At 46.4% G+C, this 16,114-nt stretch carries 14 protein-coding genes; 6 read left to right on the top strand and 8 right to left on the bottom strand.

Features of this window, described 5'->3' with window-relative positions; genetic code table 11:
• Positions 1 to 12: 12 nt before the first annotated feature.
• The 4 genes from rraA to hslV form a co-directional block, all read right to left on the bottom strand.
• Positions 13 to 531, bottom strand: coding sequence for a ribonuclease E activity regulator RraA (gene rraA / locus AB4138_RS03130; protein WP_017061152.1), 519 nt, complete (start codon positions 529 to 531; stop codon positions 13 to 15).
• A 73-nt stretch (positions 532 to 604) separates the two neighbouring features.
• Positions 605 to 1,522: a 1,4-dihydroxy-2-naphthoate polyprenyltransferase gene (locus tag AB4138_RS03135; RefSeq protein WP_017061151.1), complete on the bottom strand. Its 918-nt coding sequence runs from the start codon at positions 1,520 to 1,522 to the stop codon at positions 605 to 607.
• A 155-nt stretch (positions 1,523 to 1,677) separates the two neighbouring features.
• Positions 1,678 to 3,018: an HslU--HslV peptidase ATPase subunit gene (gene hslU, locus AB4138_RS03140; RefSeq protein WP_017061150.1), complete on the bottom strand. Its 1,341-nt coding sequence runs from the start codon at positions 3,016 to 3,018 to the stop codon at positions 1,678 to 1,680.
• Positions 3,019 to 3,076: 58 nt separating this feature from the next.
• The gene (hslV, locus tag AB4138_RS03145) at positions 3,077 to 3,625 is read right to left on the bottom strand and encodes an ATP-dependent protease subunit HslV (RefSeq protein WP_004729692.1); all 549 of its coding nucleotides are present in this window, start codon (positions 3,623 to 3,625) and stop codon (positions 3,077 to 3,079) included.
• Positions 3,626 to 3,923: 298 nt separating this feature from the next.
• Between hslV and AB4138_RS03150 the strand changes: the two genes are divergently transcribed.
• Entirely contained in the window at positions 3,924 to 4,184 is a 261-nt protein-coding gene (locus tag AB4138_RS03150; protein ID WP_017061149.1) for a hypothetical protein, read from the top strand.
• A 108-nt stretch (positions 4,185 to 4,292) separates the two neighbouring features.
• Here AB4138_RS03150 and AB4138_RS03155 read toward each other — a convergent pair whose 3' ends face one another.
• The 3 genes from AB4138_RS03155 to priA all read right to left on the bottom strand — a co-directional run bounded on the left by AB4138_RS03155 (position 4,293) and on the right by priA (position 8,401).
• Positions 4,293 to 4,832 carry an SPOR domain-containing protein gene (locus AB4138_RS03155; RefSeq protein ID WP_017061148.1) on the bottom strand — a complete coding sequence of 180 codons (540 nt, stop codon included), beginning with the start codon at positions 4,830 to 4,832 and terminating at the stop codon, positions 4,293 to 4,295.
• A 122-nt stretch (positions 4,833 to 4,954) separates the two neighbouring features.
• Positions 4,955 to 5,959 carry a DNA-binding transcriptional regulator CytR gene (cytR, locus tag AB4138_RS03160; RefSeq protein ID WP_017061147.1) on the bottom strand — a complete coding sequence of 335 codons (1,005 nt, stop codon included), beginning with the start codon at positions 5,957 to 5,959 and terminating at the stop codon, positions 4,955 to 4,957.
• A 240-nt stretch (positions 5,960 to 6,199) separates the two neighbouring features.
• Positions 6,200 to 8,401 carry a primosomal protein N' gene (gene priA, locus AB4138_RS03165; protein ID WP_102429021.1) on the bottom strand — a complete coding sequence of 734 codons (2,202 nt, stop codon included), beginning with the start codon at positions 8,399 to 8,401 and terminating at the stop codon, positions 6,200 to 6,202.
• Positions 8,402 to 8,732: 331 nt separating this feature from the next.
• Between priA and rpmE the strand changes: the two genes are divergently transcribed.
• Together rpmE and AB4138_RS03175 are read left to right on the top strand one after the other, a co-directional pair.
• Positions 8,733 to 8,951: a 50S ribosomal protein L31 gene (gene rpmE, locus AB4138_RS03170; protein ID WP_004737142.1), complete on the top strand. Its 219-nt coding sequence runs from the start codon at positions 8,733 to 8,735 to the stop codon at positions 8,949 to 8,951.
• Positions 8,952 to 9,285: 334 nt separating this feature from the next.
• On the top strand, positions 9,286 to 10,575 hold the full coding sequence (locus AB4138_RS03175) for a malic enzyme-like NAD(P)-binding protein (protein WP_017061144.1): 1,290 nt from the start codon (positions 9,286 to 9,288) through the stop codon (positions 10,573 to 10,575).
• Positions 10,576 to 10,741: 166 nt separating this feature from the next.
• On the opposite strand, the gene metJ is transcribed toward AB4138_RS03175, so the two are convergent.
• On the bottom strand, positions 10,742 to 11,062 hold the full coding sequence (gene metJ, locus AB4138_RS03180) for a met regulon transcriptional regulator MetJ (RefSeq protein WP_004415993.1): 321 nt from the start codon (positions 11,060 to 11,062) through the stop codon (positions 10,742 to 10,744).
• 208 nt (positions 11,063 to 11,270) lie between these two features.
• Between metJ and AB4138_RS03185 the strand changes: the two genes are divergently transcribed.
• From AB4138_RS03185 to metF, 3 genes are all read left to right on the top strand, one after another.
• Positions 11,271 to 12,452, top strand: a complete 1,182-nt coding sequence (locus AB4138_RS03185; RefSeq protein WP_017063681.1) for an O-succinylhomoserine (thiol)-lyase — start codon at positions 11,271 to 11,273, stop codon at positions 12,450 to 12,452.
• A 2-nt stretch (positions 12,453 to 12,454) separates the two neighbouring features.
• Complete coding sequence (locus tag AB4138_RS03190) at positions 12,455 to 14,866, top strand: bifunctional aspartate kinase/homoserine dehydrogenase II (RefSeq protein ID WP_372304962.1); 2,412 nt, start codon at positions 12,455 to 12,457, stop codon at positions 14,864 to 14,866.
• Positions 14,867 to 15,162: 296 nt separating this feature from the next.
• A complete protein-coding gene (metF, locus tag AB4138_RS03195; protein ID WP_004729683.1) occupies positions 15,163 to 16,062 on the top strand; it encodes a methylenetetrahydrofolate reductase in 900 nt (299 codons plus the stop codon).
• Positions 16,063 to 16,114 lie beyond the last annotated feature (52 nt).

The raw sequence follows: 16,114 nt of genomic DNA on the forward strand, positions 1-16,114 counted from the left end.
GCTGAGTGAGAGTTACTCGACGTCTTCTTCCTCGACATCCAAATCGAGTTCTACATCTAGAGGTTCGGCAGAAAGAATGATGCCAGTGTTGTCTGCGTAGAGGTAATCTTCAGGTAAGAAGGTCACGCTGCCAAAGTTCACTGGAACGTCTAATTCACCGACACCTTCTTGGCTCGCACCAACAGGGATAGAAGCCAAGGCTTGGATACCTAGGTTCATGTCTTCAAGCTCATCGACTTCACGAACGCACCCGTAAACCACAATCCCTTCCCACTCATTGTCTTCGGCAAGTAGGGCTATCTCAGCATCGATCAGCGCTTTACGTAGTGAGCCGCCCCCATCGATTAACAACACACGCCCCAGACCGTCTTGCTCTAGTACAGAGCGAATCAAAGCGTTGTCTTCAAAACACTTTAATGTCGTGATCTGTCCTGCGAAGGATGCACGTCCACCGAAGTTGCTGAACATTGGCTCCACGACATCAACTTGATCCAAATATATGTCGCACAGTGCTGAAGTGTTGTATTCCATTAGTATACCTTTTGAACAATGAGCTTACTTTGAGTATATCGGCGCTTGATCCCTTTGCAATGATTAGTCTCATTTAACTCAATAGAGTTTGAGCTACGACAACCCCTGCAAACAATAGGTTAGTGACCAGTGAGCATTTCACAATCACGGGCATCATTGGTGCAATTTGCGCTGGCTTTTCGGTTTCCCAAACGGCTTTGCCATGCTTGTAAACAATAATAATGCTCAGCAAAAACGGCAGGCTGATCCAGACAGGTTTTTCTTGAATAAGCAGGTAGATAGCGAAAGACGCAAGGGCGAGGCCAAGCAGAGCAAAATGATAGTGTTTGGCTTTGCGTTGTCCTAGGCGAACCGCCATGGTGCGCTTACCACATTCGCTGTCGTTTTCGATATCACGCATGTTGTTGATATTGAGTACCGCAACCGCCATCAAGCCACAGCCCAATGCCGGAAGGAATAGGCTTGGTTCAACATGGCCAGTGTGCAAGAAGTAAGTCCCTGAAACCCCTAATAAACCGAAGAAGATAAATACCGATAAGTCGCCAAGGCCAATATAGCCATAAGGCTTATTACCGACGGTATAAGCGATGGCAGCAACAATGGCTAATATGCCTAACGCAATGAAAGATAAGATACTTTCAATCGAGGTTAAGGCATGAAAAATAAGAATCAGCCCAGCGACCATAGTAAACACGATGTTGAGGATGATCGCTTGCTTCATGGTTTTCGCTGTTACCGCGCCAGATTGCATGGCACGTGTTGGCCCCAGACGATTTTCGTTGTCTGTGCCTTTTACGGCGTCGCCATAGTCATTGGCTAGGTTCGATAAAATCTGTAATAGGGTGGCGGTTAAAAATGCCAGTAGGGCTATCGATAAAGAAAACTGACCACCGGCGAACGCTAAACTACTTCCTGTAAGAATAGAGACAAGTGCGAGAGGCAGAGTTTTTGGTCGTGCGGCATCAAGCCAGATCAGTAGAGATTGTTTCATCGTAGGTCTAATTCTTTGTAAGTCTTCGTTTCATACTGTGATTTGAGTATACGCCCATTTTTCGGGTAATAAAAAGCCCACTCGAAAGTGGGCCTTGAATTCGCTTATTAGCTGCTATTTCTTTGAGATAGAGCAATAAGTTAGAGTTTCGTGTGCTACAGGATGAAGCGGCTTAGGTCTTCGTCTTCAACGAATTCGCCAAGTTTCGATGTTACGTAAGCTTCATCAATCACTAGCTTGCTGCCAGCTTTGTCTGTTGCTTCGAATGAAATCTCATCCATTAGACGCTCCATCACTGTGTGTAGACGACGCGCACCGATGTTCTCAGTGGTTTCGTTTACGCGCCATGCTGCGTCCGCAATCTGGTTGATGCCATCTTCAGTGAACTCAATGTTGACATCTTCTGTTTTCATTAGGGCAATGTATTGCTCTGTTAGAGATGCTTTTGGCTCAGTTAGGATGCGTTTGAAGTCATGTGCTGATAGTGCTTCAAGTTCTACGCGGATTGGTAGACGACCTTGTAGCTCAGGGATCAGGTCAGATGGCTTAGCCACTTGGAATGCGCCTGATGTGATAAACAAGATGTGGTCAGTTTTAACCATGCCGTGCTTTGTTGATACTGTGCTGCCTTCGATAAGAGGCAGTAGGTCACGCTGAACACCTTCGCGAGATACGTCTGGGCCTGAGCTGTCGCCACGCTTACAGATTTTGTCGATCTCATCGATGAATACGATGCCGTTGTTTTCAGCGTTGAAGATCGCGTTCTCTTTCAGCTCTTCTTGGTTCACAAGCTTCGCAGCTTCTTCTTCCGTCAGTGCTTTGAATGCGTCTTTGATTTTCATCTTACGCTTTTTCTTGGTGTCGCCCGCTAGGTTTTGGAACATGCCTTGCAGCTGGTTTGTCATCTCTTCCATGCCTGGAGGTGACATGATTTCAACGCCCATTTGCGGTGCGGCTACATCAACTTCAATCTCTTTGTCGTCTAGCTTACCTTCACGTAGTTTCTTGCGGAAAATCTGACGAGTGTTTGAAGAAGTGGTGTCTTCAGTTGATTGCTCGTTCTGACCCCAAGCATCACGTGCTGGTGGCAGAAGGGCATCAAGAATGCGTTCTTCAGCTTGTTCTTCAGCGCGGTACTGTACTTTTTCCATCGCTTGTTGGTGTGTCATCTTGATTGCAACGTCCGTTAGATCACGGATGATGGTCTCTACTTCTTTACCAACGTAGCCAACTTCGGTGAACTTAGTCGCTTCTACCTTGATGAAAGGCGCGTTTGCTAGTTTCGCTAGACGGCGAGCAATCTCAGTTTTACCGACACCCGTTGGGCCAATCATTAGGATGTTCTTTGGTGATACTTCAACACGCAGGCTTTCTTCAAGCTGCATACGACGCCAGCGGTTACGCAGAGCGATAGCCACTGAACGCTTAGCGTTGTCTTGGCCGATAATGTGGCGATTGAGTTCGTGAACAATTTCGCGAGGAGTCATCTCAGACATGGTTTTTCCTTAATTCTTTAATCACTGTTGAATACAACGTTATTGATGGAAGCGGTCGTTACTCTGGCTTTGGCAGCTCAACGGTGCTTTCTAGTTCTTCAATAGTGTGGTGATGGTTGGTGAAGACACAGATGTCGCCTGCAATGTTCAGCGACTTTTCTGCGATTTCACGCGCATCTAAATCAGTATTTTCTAACAGTGCAGTAGCGGCTGCTTGAGCAAAGTTACCGCCCGAACCGATCGCAATCAGGTCGTTCTCAGGTTGAACTACGTCACCGTTACCTGTGATGATCAGTGAAGCGGTCTCATCCGCTACTGCTAACAGCGCTTCTAACTTACGTAGAGCACGGTCGCTACGCCAATCCTTCGCTAGCTCAACGGCAGCTTTGGTCAGGTGGCCTTGGTGCATTTGCAGCTTGCTTTCAAATTTTTCGAATAGCGTGAAAGCATCAGCCGTACCGCCAGCAAAACCAGCCAGTACTTTGTTGTTGTATAGGCGACGTACTTTACGGGCGTTGCCCTTCATTACTGTATTGCCCAGAGATACTTGTCCATCACCCGCGATGACGACTTTATTATTACGACGTACAGATACAATGGTAGTCACGAGTCGACCTCTTTTGATTATTATTTATGGTTACTACTTATATGTGGCTCCACTATCATGAATTCAAGTGCCACTTTTAATGGTATGTCATATCAAAAAAACTAAATGTTACCAGTTATTTCAAATATCCATTACCTGTTGAGCCTATGTGTGGCAAGGGTTGGTGGGTTAATAGTTTGTGATAAATATAAAAAAAGATAAAACAAATTTCTAACGTGAAATGGTTAACACTTTTTGTTTGATTTATAAGGAATGATGTTCACTAATCAGTGGTATTCACTGCATAAGGAGTAGTGTGATGAATAGTGACAATATCAGTTTTTTTAATAGAGATATGGATCTGGATGAGCTGTCTATACTGCATCATCTGATGTATCAGGAGGCGGGCGAGTGTTCAACAGAACATCTAAAAAACTCGGTTAACGTTTTTCTTAAACGTCCATTTCCTAACGTTTTAGCGCACTTGGATTTTTTTGGTTACATCGAGATAAATAAGGAGCAGGTCTACCTGACTGACTTTGGGCTTGAGTACTACGAACAAGTACCTCAGTTTCGTTAAAACGCACTCTTTTGATTAACATACTGGTATTGCTTGTGCGATGAACTATTGAACGCTTTCAAACAGCAATAGGGGGAATCCTCTTCCCCCTATTATATATTGAGTTGATTAAGACCCGTCTTTCCAAATAGCGCAAGGTTCAATTTTCGCTCGTTGCAGCTTATGGCGATCGCGTTCTGCGTCACGCTTCAACTTGTATGGCCCTAAAACCACACGGTACCAGCTACTGCCATCTTTCTTGCGGATCTCACTTGAGATACCTTGGAAGGCAATATCCAACTTACGTGCTTCTGCCTGCGACGAGGTTTTGTAAGCGCCACACTGCATGATGTAAGGGATCTTAGAGATCTGTTGCTCTTTGGCTTTTACTTCAATCTCGCGGCTTGGCAGCGTTTCAACGTAGTCCCACTTCTCTTCAGGAGGCGGCGGAATCACTTTCGCTGGTTTTGGCTTAGGTTTTGGTTTGGTTGCCACAGGCGTTGGTGCAGGCGGCTCAGGATCATTACTCAATAGGTAAAGTCCGTAACCAAAACCACCGGCAAGGAGGATCGCCAAAAGACCACTGCGCCAAGGTTTACGGCGAGGGGCTTGTTTTTTGGTCGGTTTTTTCGTGCCACGACCGCGCTTTACATAATCTCTATTAGCCACAAGACAATTCAATAGTTGCTGATTCTGCCCTCATGGTAATCCAGATTGCGCGAGGATAATAGTGCAGAAATGGAAGCGGCACATCAAAATGTGCCGCAGATTTATAAGGGTATTTCTAAGGGTTATATTCGAGGTGGCGCTGTACTGCCTCGAACCACTAATTTAGCTTCAAGCAGACGCGAACCTGCTTGCACATCGTTGCCTTTTAATAGATCAAGCATCATCAACATCGCTTGGCGTCCAATCTCATAACGAGGCTGAGAAATGGTGGTTAGCGGTGGATCGCAGTATTGAGCGAATTGGATGTCATCGAAGCCGACAATCGATAGGTCTTGAGGAACGCGCAAGCCCAGCTTCTTCGTTTCTTGAATCGCACCAATCGCCATCGCATCGTTGTGACAGAAGATAGCTGTAGGTTGTTCAGGAAGTGCCAGTAATTGACGAACCGCTTGAGCACCCGCTTCAAAGGTGAAGTCACCGACCGTACTGTAAGCTGGATTCATAGAGACTCCAGCGCGGCGCAGTGCTTGTTGGTAGCCTTGTTGACGGAACTTACACAGCGTTGCAGATACTGGGCCTGAGATTTGAGCGATGCGTTTATGACCTAACTGAGCTAGGTAGTTAACCGCTTCAAAGGCAGAGGTCAGGTTATCGATGTGTACCGTAGGCAGTTCAAGCTCAGGGGCAAACTCACACGCCATCACCATCGGCGGTAAATTCTTTTGTTCAGGTTTGCTGACATCAAACGGATGGTCAGTACCAAGCAGCAGCATACCGTCAGCTTGTTTGGTGAAAACTAAGTTAACAAACGAAGACTCGCGCTTCTTTTGCTGGCCGCTATCACCTAGCAGAACAAGGTAATCATTTTCTACTGCGGCATCTTCGATACCACGAATGATCTCGGCGAAATAAGGGTCACAGATATCAGGAACAATAGTGATGATGGTTTTTGATTCGTTGCGACGTAAATTTCTAGCTAATGTATTGGGTGAGTATCCAGCTTCAAGTACTGCTGTTTCCACTCGTTTGCGAGTTGAAACTGAGACTTTCTCAGGGTTCATCAATGCACGTGATACCGTGGCTGTTGATACGCCTGCTAGCTGGGCAACATCCTTCATTGTCGCCATAAATTAAACCCTCTTTTAAGTTCCTTTGTCGCCTAAGTATCTAAGGCGTGAATAATAAATGTAATCGAATAGATATTATGAAAGTGTTGCTAACACTTTTTTTATTGCAATATTTTATTCGTTTAATCCGTGTAAAGTTACGGCTAGATTAACAAAAATCACATGACTAGTGTGAAGTTGCTCACGAGAAATATGAAATATTTGTGAACAAACTTATCATTAGTTTTAACCCAAGTGGGTTTAGCTCAAATCTTGCGGCTCAATATCGAGTGACCAGCGAACTTTTTTCGCAGCAGGTAACATATTGATGGCCGGCTTGGCACTCATTAATAGTTTCTGCATTAACGAGCGCGTCTGAGTTTGTAAGATTAACTGCCAGCGTGATTTGCCCGCTCGTTTTGCTAACGGAGCCGGGGTTGGCCCTAACACCATGCAATATTGGTCAAACAGTGGATGTGATTCCAATGTGTGACGAACCTGACGCAAGAACTCTTCCACCAAGCGAGTGTCATTGGCTTCTGCTCTAAACAGCGTCATAAAGGTATAAGGCGGTAACATTGCCTGCTTACGCTCTGCCAGTGCCGTCTGAGCAAAGTGGTTATAGTCTTTGTGCAGCAAGGCTTGCAGCAACCCATGTTCTGGATGGTGAGTCTGTAAGATCACCTCACCGGGCTTGCTAGCACGACCTGCGCGTCCCGCTACTTGGATGAATAGCTGGGCAAGACGTTCAGACGCTCGGAAGTCACTGCTATATAAAGAGCCATCCACATCTAATAACGCCACAAGTGTCACATCAGGGAAATGGTGACCCTTAGCGAGCATCTGTGTGCCGATAAGAATTTGGAATTCACCCTTACGAATCGACTCGAGTGCGCTTTCTAAACTGCCTTTACGGCGGGTGCTGTCGCGGTCAATACGAATGGTTTTGTATTCAGGGAATAGTTGGCCAAGCTGAGCTTCTAACTGCTCGGTACCGACACCTACTGTCACCAAGTTCGCAGACCCACAACCTTGGCAGTTGTGCACGATATGCTGCTGAGAACCACAGTGGTGGCAGCGCATCTCATTACTGTATTGATGATAAGTATAGTAAGCATCACAACGTTTACACTCGGCTGTCCAACCACAATCGTGACACATCAATGCGGGAGAAAACCCTCGGCGATTGAGGAACAGCATCACTTGGTTGCCTGCTTTGAGGTGTCTTTGCATCTCTGCAATTAACGACGCAGACAGGCCACTTTCTAGATATTCACCTTTAACATCCAACACCTTATTGGTGGTCGGCAGTGCGACACCCGCACGTGAAGTCAGGGTGAGATAACTGTATTTGCCGATCTGAGCGTTGTGCAGTGTTTCAAAGGCCGGAGTCGCCGAGCCTAACACTACTGGAATCTGCGCTTTATGAGCACGCATGATCGCCACATCGCGAGCGTGGTAGCGCAGGCTATCTTGTTGTTTATAAGACGCGTCGTGCTCTTCATCGACAATGATAATGCCTAGGTCAGCAAATGGCGTGAACAGAGCTGAACGGGTACCAATCACGATGCCTGCTATTTTATCGCGCGCCGATAACCACGCATTCAGGCGTTCTGAATCGTTTAAACCTGAGTGGATAACCTCAACAGGCACATTAAAGCGTCGCTTAAAGCGGTTAATCGTTTGAGGAGTGAGACCAATCTCGGGCACGAGCACTAACGCTTGTTTACCTTGATCGAGAATCGGCTTAATCATATTCAGGTAAACCTCGGTCTTACCTGAGCCAGTAACGCCCTCTAACAGGAAACAACCAAAGTCGGTTTGGCTATTTACGGTCGCAATCGCGATGGCTTGTTCGGCATTGAGCTTAGGTTTGTCTTGGTCATTCTCAAGTTCAACTGGCCAAGGTTGGCGCTTCGGCTTTTTCTCTACCGATTCAATCCAGCCTTTCTCTTCTAGCGTTTTGAGTACGGCGCTGCCAACTTCTTCATCAATGAACTCTTGATGAGGAACCGGGCCGTGTTCAAGCATGTGCATCACTTTGGCTTGCTTGACCGCGCGACCAAAACCTTGCATCAGTTGGTCTTTGCCTGATGGCGTTAACTGCCACTCAACCAGCGTCGCGAAGTCGGCGGCTTTGCCTTTTCTTAGAGCGCTCGGAAGGGCGTTAGCAAAGGTTTCGCCAAGAGGGTACTGATAAAACTGACTGCACCACATTAATAGTGAATAGACAGATTCCGGCCAAACAGGTTGGTTATCCAATAGCGCTTTTATTGGTTTGAGCTTGTCTAGCTCGAATTCAGATTCGTTAACCAGAGCCGTGACAATGCCGGTTAAGGTTTGTCGTCCAAAAGGCACAGAGACTCGTCCACCAATAATCGGAAATAGGTGGTTTGGAATCTTGTAATCGAACTGCTTGTCGAGTGGAACAGGCAGTGCCACGCGGGCAATCATTGGACGCATAAAGGGACGGCTTTATCTGAGTTGACGAGAGCGAACAGTCTAAAGGATAAGGCGGTTAAATTCGAGAAGCAGTTTGGATGAAGGTGGCGAGTTAGCGTATACCGACAACGACAGCCCGAAATCTCAGGCCGATAAAGGAAATAAAGAGAGAATTGGTGAAAAATGTATCAAATCGGTTGATCCTGCTTTATAGATTCATTACTATACTGCGCCTTAAAGGTATGGCTTCATCACTCTTTTGTGTCGATGCGGTGTCTTTATTTCTTTTTTAAACTACGTGTGGTGTGCGGCTTAGAATCGTATAGCGACACGGCCTACTTGAGGTTATCCCATGAAAGCTGGAATCCACCCAGAATACAAAGCAGTTACTGCAACTTGTTCTTGCGGCAACACATTTGAGTTCAACTCAACGCTAGCAAAAGAATCAATCCACCTAGACGTATGTGACAAATGTCACCCGTTCTACACTGGTAAGCAACGTATCGTAGATACTGGCGGCCGTGTTGATCGCTTCAACAAGCGTTTCGGTGCTCTTTCTAGCAAGAAGTAATTCTCGCTATTTAGACATGAAAAAGGACACTTCGGTGTCCTTTTTTGTTGCCTGTAATTTGAGAAAGCACTGACTTCTATTCAAGCATCACTCTCACCCAACGATAAGTTGCCTCTCTATTCTATTTCAGGGCAATTCCTTGCGTATCTCTCTTCACCAAAATTCAGCACGAAACTTCAACAAGCGATAGTAATTTCAACTGCTCACTGGTCTTATTAGTAGTGAAATCTCGTTTTTTAATGAGACAGAGGCTTCAACCACCTAGGAACTTTGAAGTACATCCATTAACATGAACAAGATCCCCCAAATAATAATATCCTAGGAACCTACACCTATGTCTGAAGACAGCAGCCAAGCTCAATCCTCTCAAGAATTATCACCTCAAGAACAATTCCGTCAGCAAGCTCTTGATTACCATGAGTTCCCAATTCCAGGCAAAATTGCCGTAGAACTGACGAAGCCTGCAAACTCTGCAGAAGACCTAGCACTTGCATACAGCCCAGGCGTGGCTGAGCCTGTTCGCGAGATCGCACAGAACGTTGATAACGTTTATAAGTACACAGGTAAAGGCAACATGGTTGCAGTTATCTCTAACGGTACAGCGATTCTTGGCCTAGGTAACCTTGGCCCTATTGCTTCTAAACCTGTTATGGAAGGCAAAGCGCTCCTGTTTAAGCGTTTTGCTGGTTTAGATTCTATCGATATTGAAGTAAAACACCGCACAATCGATGAGTTCGTTGATACAGTTGCGAATATCGCAGATACATTCGGCGGTATTAACCTGGAAGACATCAAAGCACCAGACTGTTTTGAGATTGAACGCCGCCTGATTGAACGTTGTGATGTTCCGGTATTCCACGATGACCAACATGGTACAGCGATTGTAACGGCAGCGGGTATGCTGAATGCGATCGAGCTTCAAGGTAAGAAACTTGAAGAGTGTAAGATCGTTTGTTTAGGTGCTGGCGCAGCAGCGGTTGCTTGTATGGAGCTACTGATTAAGTGTGGCGCTCAGCGTGAAAAAATCTACATGCTTGACCGTAAAGGTGTGATCCACACTCGTCGTGATGACCTCAACGAATACAAAGAGCTGTTCGCAAATAACACTGATAAGCGTACGCTTGAAGATGTTATCGAAGGCGCTGACCTGTTCTTGGGTGTATCGGGGCCGAATCTACTGCCTGCTGAAGCACTAACGCTGATGGCTGATAAGCCTGTTGTGTTTGCATGTTCAAACCCAGATCCAGAGATCAAGCCTGAGCTTGCACACGAAGTTCGTTCTGACCTAATCATGGGTACAGGCCGCAGTGATTACCCTAACCAAGTAAACAACGTACTTTGTTTCCCATTCATTTTCCGTGGTGCACTAGACGTGCGTGCGAGCGAAATTAATGACGAAATGAAGCTAGCGGCGGTTAAAGCGATTCGTGAACTGGCGAAAGAAGAAGTTCCAGCTGAAGTACTAGCAGCTGCGGGCGAGACTGCACTGGAGTTCGGTAAGGGGTACATCATTCCTAAGCCAATGGACCCACGTCTACTTCCTCGCGTAGCACGAGCAGTTGCGGAAGCGGCTGTTGAATCTGGCGTAGCTCGTATCGAGATGCCTGCTAACTATATGGCTTAATAGCTGTTGCTCTATTGAGCCAAAAAGAATAATAAAAAACCGACTCATCTGGAGTCGGTTTTTTTATGTCTATCATTCACAGCGCAATCATAAAAAGCTATGCGCGATGTGATAAATAAGGTTCAGCTAGAGCGAATCAATAATGAAGGCAGTGACTGAGTTGTTTTTATTCTTCGTCAAACGCTTCGAACTCGATACCCATCTCTGTCATCAGCTTTTTCACTTCAGCAGGAATATCGTCTGGGCGGTCTTTACGAAGGTCTTCATCCGTTGGTAGTGGTTGGCCTGTGTACGCATGTAGAAAGGCTTCGCACAGTAGCTCACTGTTTGTTGCATGGCGTAGGTTATTAATCTGGCGGCGAGTACGCTCGTCAGTAAGAACCTTTAACACTTTTAGAGGGATAGAAACTGTAATTTTCTTTACTTGTTCGCTTTTCTTTCCATGCTCAGCATATGGGCTTATGTATTCACCATTCCAGTCGGCCATTGCGTACCTTCATCACTTTAGTTGTTAGAATAAATTAATAGTGGTGATTTTAGCGGGATTTACTGCCATAAGCAAAGACATATAGACGTCTAGAAGTGTTGACGTCTCACGTTTATGAAAGTAAAGTGAATAACATATATCTAACACAGCCGCAAAATGCCGACAAGCCGCTGTGATTCTCAGACGCAAAACTTGTAAGGAAGCACCTATGAGCAGCCGGAAGCCAGCAACAATCGCAGTACGTACTGGTATCGAGTCAGACACGCAACACCATGCCGTTGTCCCACCCATTTATCTTTCGACTAACTATGGGTTTCCCGCTTTTGGTGAAGTGCCAAAGTACGATTACACCCGTTCTGGTAACCCAAACCGCGGTTTATTAGAGACGGCACTGTTTGAGCTTGAATCAGGCAAAGGCGCGGTTGTGACTAACTGTGGTACTTCGGCGCTTAACTTATGGGTTTCGGCTTTCTTAGGCGGCGATGATCTTATTATTGCACCGCACGATTGCTACGGCGGTACTTACCGTCTGTTTAACACTCGCTCGCTAAAAGGTGACTTCAAAGTTCTGTTCGTTGATCAATCGGATCAAGCAGCGCTGGATGCGGCGCTCGCGCTTAAGCCAAAGTTGATCTTAATTGAAACCCCATCGAATCCACTGGTTCGCGTGGTTGATATTGCAGAAACTTGCCGTAAAGCGAAAGAGGTTGGTGCTCTGGTTGCTGTCGACAACACGTTTTTGACACCTGTGTTCCAAAAGCCTTTAGAGCTGGGTGCTGATTTTGTTATCCACTCAACCACTAAGTACATCAATGGACACTCAGATGTTATTGGTGGCGTTGTGGTCACTAAGACAGAAGAACACGCTGAAGAGTTAGCATGGTGGGGCAACTGTATTGGTGCGACCGGCACACCATTTGATAGCTACATGACTTTACGTGGTATTCGTACGCTAGGTGCGCGTATGCGAGTTCACGAAGAAAGCTCACGTGAAATTCTAGCGTCTCTGCAGCAACAAGATCTTGTTGGCACTATTTACCACCCAAGCCTTCCTGAACATCCGGGTCATGATATCGCGAAGAAACAGCAATCGGGCTTTGGTTCCATGCTCAGTTTTGAGTTTGCGGGCTCATTCGAGGCGCTTAAATACTTTGTTGATAAGTTAGAGCTGTTTTCTTTGGCAGAATCATTGGGCGGTGTTGAAAGCCTGATTTGTCACCCTGCGTCGATGACTCACCGCGCGATGGGTGAAGAAGCCTTAGCAGAAGCGGGTGTTTCTCAGCAACTACTGCGTCTATCTGTTGGCCTTGAAGATGCAGAAGACCTAATCGATGACCTCAAGCAAGCGTTTGAAAGAACACAGCGCTTTATCGCTGAAGGGGAGGGTTAATAATGGCAACCTTTCGCCAGCTACATAAATTTGGTGGCAGCAGTTTAGCGAATCCTGAATGTTACCAACGCGTGGTCAACATTCTTAGAGAATACTCATCAGCATCTGATTTGGTGGTGGTATCGGCAGCAGGCAAAACAACCAACCGTTTGATTGAATTTGTTGAAGCGCTCGACAAAGATGGTCGTATTGCCCATGAATGCCTACAAGCACTTCGTCAGTTCCAACTCGATCTGATTGAAGCACTGCTTGAGGGTGAATCAGCCGCACAACTTACTGCAACCATTCAACAAGAATTTACCGCTTTGGGTGAGCTAACGGCTCCCTTGAGCGAAGCACAAAAAGCAAAAGTGCTTGGACACGGTGAGGTTTGGTCTTCACGTCTACTCGCGGCTTTGTTGTGCCAGCATGATTTACAAGCCGTTGCTCAAGATGCACGTGCTTTTTTACGTGCAGAAGTGGGCGCTCAGCCTGAAGTCGACCGCGCACGTTCTTACCCTATGATCAAAGAAGCCTTGGCGCAGCATGCACATTGCCGCGTGGTGATTACGGGCTTTATGGCTCAGAACTGCGAGGGTGAAACGGTATTGCTTGGCCGTAACGGTTCGGATTACTCAGCAACCGTGATTGGTGCTTTGGCTGAAGTTGAACGCGTGACGATTTGGAGTGATGTGGCAGGCGTTTACAGCGCTGACCCTCGTCTGGTTTCAGATGCGTGTCTATTGCCTCTACTTCGCCTTGATGAAGCCAGCGAATTGGCTCGTCTTGCCGCTCCAGTGCTTCACAGCCGAACGCTACAGCCTGTGGCTCAAAGTGCTATGGATCTCAGCTTACGCTGCAGCTATCAGCCGGAGGCGGGCTCTACACAGATCGAGCGTGTACTGGCATCGGGTCGTGGCGCAAAAATCATTACCTCTTTGGATGAAGTGCTTATCGTGCAACTGACCTTTGGTCACGGCCATGATTTCGACCGTCTAGAGAGTGAAGTGCTTGAAGGGCTTAAGCGTGCTCAACTTGAGCCGCTTGCTTATGAGCTTGAACCGGATCAACACTGTTTGCGTCTTGCCTACACAGAAGAGATCGCTGGTGGTGCATTAGAATATCTCCAAGACCATGCGATTGAAGCTGAGATTAAGCTAAAAGAAGGTTTCTCTCTGATTGCTGCAGTGGGTGCGGGTGTGACTAAGAACCCTAACCATTGCTACGGTTTCTACCAGCAGCTTAAGAGCTCGCCGGTTGAGTTCATCTCAGAAGCGAACTCAGGCTTAAGCTTGGTGGCTGTGATTCGTAAGAGTGAAACATCAAGTCTAGTGAAAGGCATTCATTCTCAACTGTTCCAAGCGCAGAAGCGTGTTGCGATTGCCTTGTGTGGTAAGGGCAATATTGGTTCAAGCTGGTTAAGCCTGTTTGCTGAGCAAAAAGCGGAACTTGAAAAGCGCCGTGGAATGAACTTTGAATTGGTTGCCGTGGTTGATAGCCAAACCTATTGGTTCGACGATCAAGGCATTGATGCGACTTCGGTAGGTAAGCGCTTTGACGACGAAGCTATTGCTAACAATGGTAACGACTGGTTAGAGCGTTTGGGCTCTATTCAAGGTTATGACGAAGCAGTGGTTCTGGATGTGACTGCGAGCCCAGTGCTTGCAGCAAAGTATCTGCAAATCGCACAACAAGGTATTCACCTAATCTCGGCGAACAAGGTGGCAGGTTCTGCATCGAGCGAGTATTACCATCAAGTACAAGATGCTTTCGCTAAGATCAGCCGTCATTGGTTGTACAACGCGACAGTGGGTGCTGGATTGCCGATTAACCACACGGTACGTGACCTACGTGAAAGTGGCGATGACATCATTGCGTTGTCTGGCATTTTCTCGGGCACGTTGTCTTGGTTGTTCCAACAGTTTGATGGCACCGTGCCGTTCAGCGAGTTGGTTGACTTAGCATGGCAACAAGGCCTTACTGAACCTGACCCTCGTGCTGACCTAGATGGCTCAGACGTGATGCGTAAGCTGGTGATTCTGGCGCGTGAATCTGGTTTGGATATCGAACCTGAAAACGTAAAAGTGGAATCACTGGTACCTGAAGAGTTGCAAGACCTGTCGGTAGATGACTTCTTTGATAAGGCTTCTGTGCTAAGCGAAGAGTTGGCGGAGCGCTTAGAGAAAGCGCACTCTCAACAGAAGGTTCTGCGTTACGTAGCGCGTTTAGAGAAGAATGGTAAGGCAACCGTAGGTGTTGAAGCCCTATCTAAAGAACACGCTCTAGCGAACTTGCTGCCTTGCGATAACATCTTTGCGATTGAGAGCAAATGGTACAAAGATAATCCGTTGGTTATTCGTGGCCCAGGTGCCGGTCGTGAAGTAACGGCAGGTGCAATTCAATCTGATCTAAACAGAATGTCTAGTCTGTTCTGATACTCATATCGGTTGGTTTGAAACTCAGATCAATTGTTTTAGTACGTAAATGGCATACTATTCACTAAGATAAATAAGGCTGAAAGCACGATGTGTTTGTCAGCCTTTTTTCTACATTATTTCTGCTTTGCGACCCATCTAACGACTTGAGTTTTACTCACGATCTACTTGAGAAAAATTCATAATGGATCTGTTGACATTAAATCGTATTCAATACATTCTACAGACATATAGACGTCTAAACGTCGTTTAAGGATTTGAGTTTTAGTGGTTGCTTTTGCCACAGGGAGAGTAAGATGGGATACACACACGCTAGTCATATCGACGCTTTAAATCAGAATATCGCTGAACTTTCTGACAACATCAATGTGTCATTTGAGTTTTTTCCACCAAGCAGTGAGAAGATGGAAGAGACCTTGTGGAACTCTGTTCACCGTCTTAAAACACTTCAACCAAAATTTGTATCGGTAACTTACGGTGCAAACTCGGGTGAACGTGACCGTACCCACTCAATCATTAAAGAAATTAAGAACCAAACGGGTCTAGTGGCAGCACCACACCTGACATGTATTGATGCGAGCCGCGAAGAGTTGATTCAAATTGCCGACGACTACTGGGCAAATGGTATTGAAAGCATTGTTGCGTTGCGTGGTGACATCCCAGCAGGCGGCGGTGCGCCAGAGATGTACGCATCTGATCTAGTCGAGCTACTTAAATCTCGCCACGATTTTGATATCTCAGTAGCGGCATTCCCTGAGGTTCACCCTGAAGCAAAAAGCGCTCAATCTGATCTTATTAACCTAAAGCGTAAAGTAGATGCGGGTGCTAACCGTGCAATCACTCAGTTCTTCTTTGATGTAGAAAGCTACCTACGTTTCCGTGACCGTTGTGTTGCGGCTGGTGTGGATGTTGAGATTGTACCGGGCATCTTACCGGTTTCTAACTTCAAGCAAGCGTCTCGCTTTGCAGCGATGAACAACGTAAAAGTACCTGGCTGGATGGCGAAGCAGTTCGAAGGTTTGGATGATGATCCAACCACTCGTCAGTTAGTAGGTGCTAGCCAAGCGATTGATATGGTTCGTACGCTGAGCCGTGAAGGTGTGAAAGATTTCCACTTCTACACGCTAAATCGTGCAGAAATGACTTACGCACTTTGCCATACGCTAGGTGTTCGTCCACAAGTCGCTGCGCTTTAAGCAAAGTCTAAGAAGTAAAGCCTAAGCACTTGTAAAAAGCCTCTGGCAGTAA

Source organism: Vibrio sp. 10N.286.52.C3, assembly GCF_041468865.1.
Lineage (GTDB): Bacteria > Pseudomonadota > Gammaproteobacteria > Enterobacterales > Vibrionaceae > Vibrio > Vibrio crassostreae_C.